Origin of the sequence: Flavobacterium erciyesense (genome assembly GCF_018069925.1) — a bacterium.
GTDB lineage: Bacteria > Bacteroidota > Bacteroidia > Flavobacteriales > Flavobacteriaceae > Flavobacterium > Flavobacterium erciyesense.
The window spans coordinates 1-2,228 of record NZ_JAGPXB010000031.1; the positions used below are offsets into that span (position 1 = coordinate 1).

Sequence of the window (2,228 nt, forward strand, 5' to 3'; positions counted from 1 at the left end):
AGCTGGACTTAAAATCCAGTGAACAGCAATGTTCGTGCGGGTTCAAGTCCCGCTCTGAGTACTTAGTAAACAAGAAAAACTCCCTATGAAGTAGGGAGTTTTTTTGTTTTTAGATGGTACTGGTGGTTGGTTTAGGTGGAATCTGGAAATTTGTTGACAGTTGTAATTTTTAATTTTGTAAATTCTTTTTTTGCAATTTTGGCTTTTCTCTGTAGTTAATTCTTTATTAAATATTTGTTTATTTATTGGGATTAATACTTTACTTTTGTATTTAATTTTGAAGTTTTTTCAAAATCTAAAAATGTTCAAATATGAAGTGTAAATTACTCTATAATTTTGTAATACCAGTTGTCTTTGTCTTATTTGTTATTTGGAATAGCTTTTCGTTTGATAAGCATGATAAATCGTGGAAAAGGTATTCTGATTTGGAAATCCAAAAAGATTTTGATACTGTTAAAAAAAATAAACGCTTTAAAAAAGGAATGAGATTAGGCGCTGTCTTATCGGTTCCTACAGTTAGCGCTGGTAGTTCTTGTGGCGATGGTGTCAATTTTGTACAAGTAAATTTATCAGCTTTTGCTGTTAATACAGCTGAAACAGTGGAATGGTTTACCTCCCAAAATTCTTCAACGCCAGTTTTTACTGGTAATAATTTCAGTCCTAGTATTCGCTCTACTAGGACTTACTATGTTCGTAGTAGGTTGGGTAGTGATTTTAGTACTCGCGTGCCTGTAGTAGCTTCTGTATTTATTGCCCCTCCCTCTGTTGCACTGTCCTCTTTTCCCGTTGTTGATCCAATGAAGCCATTCTGTATTGGTGAGACCGTTACCTTCACGGCAAATGGTGGCGCTGATTTGTTCGAATTCTCTGTTGATGGAAATATTGTTCAGCAGATGTCCTCCAGCAGAACTTTCGTAACTAACACACTTACGGATGGTCAAGTAGTCATGGTTCGTTCAAGATTTTCATCTGTTATTGATGGAGTTTCTAATGAGAGAGCTTTTGGAACCGGTCCATTGGAAGATAACGGTTTAAGCGCTCCATTATCATCATCAGCTGTTAATGCTTATGTTAATGCTGTTAAAGTTGCCTCTGAGGAGGATAAAATTATTTTTGCTGTACCTGGTAAAATTACAAATAATAATAGTTTACTTCTTTTTTTAGATACAAAACCAGGCGGTTTTAATACGACTAATTTTGCAGATGTTTTAGATGGTAGTGGTGCCGTTAAAGCTTTTAATTTCTTAAATGATAATGGTAATGTTTTCGATTCCTATTTTCAAGCAGATTATTGTTTGGTGCTATTCGCTGATTCAGCAACTGGCAATTATAGTGCTAATTTAGTAGAATTAAAAAGTGATATTTCATTACTAAGTTTTATAGGTAATGCGTCTTCTGGTAACCCCTCATCTGCTTTTGCTGTAAATCCAAATAGTTCCGGAATTTCTGATATTTCAAATGGATTTGAAGTTGTGTTAAATAAAGCTACACTTGGTTATACAACTGGAGACCTTAAATTTTTCGCTTTTACGGTAGTAACGGATGGTAATGATTTGCAATCAATTACAAACTCTTTTTTAAGTCCTGAGCGATCTAGTGCGTTAGATTATGGAAATAACGCTGTTGATTTTAATCAACGAGATCCTAATCCTGTTGTTGTGGCATCTGCCGCTTTAACTCCTTGTTACTCTGATGCGTCTATTGAGATGAACTTTGTATCGAAACCTAATGCTTTTAATGTTGTTCAGCCAACATGTGTAATCCCAAATGGAAAGATTACTTTTTCTACCCAAGAAGACGTAGAGTATAGTTTGGATGGTATAAATTTTCAGAACTCACCTATTTTCGATAATCTTTCAGCGGCTACTTATACATTATACACAAGAAGTACAACAAATAGTAGTTGTATTACATCGGCGGATAGTCAAGTAACAATCAATAATGCGCCAACGCCACCAGCGGTGCCAACTGCAGCGACTGTTGTACAACCAACATGTGCAGTTCCAACAGGAACTATTACAGTGAGTACACAAAATGGAGTGGAGTATAGTTTGAATGGAACCAACTACCAAACATCAAATGTGTTTTCAGGATTAGCTCCAAATACATATACACTTTACGTTAGAAGTACAACGGATAACACTTGTATTACTTCATCGACACAAACAGTAACAATCAATAATGCACCAACACCACCAGCGGTACCAACTGCAGCGACTGTTGTACAA

The 2,228-nt window shown here is 35.7% G+C and carries 1 protein-coding gene; it reads left to right on the plus strand.

Annotation, left to right across the window (positions count from 1 at the left end):
* Positions 1–311: 311 nt before the first annotated feature.
* Positions 312–2,228, plus strand: a 1,917-nt coding sequence (locus KBJ98_RS15165; RefSeq protein ID WP_449536185.1) for an Ig-like domain-containing protein, incomplete at its 3' end; no start/stop codon positions are given.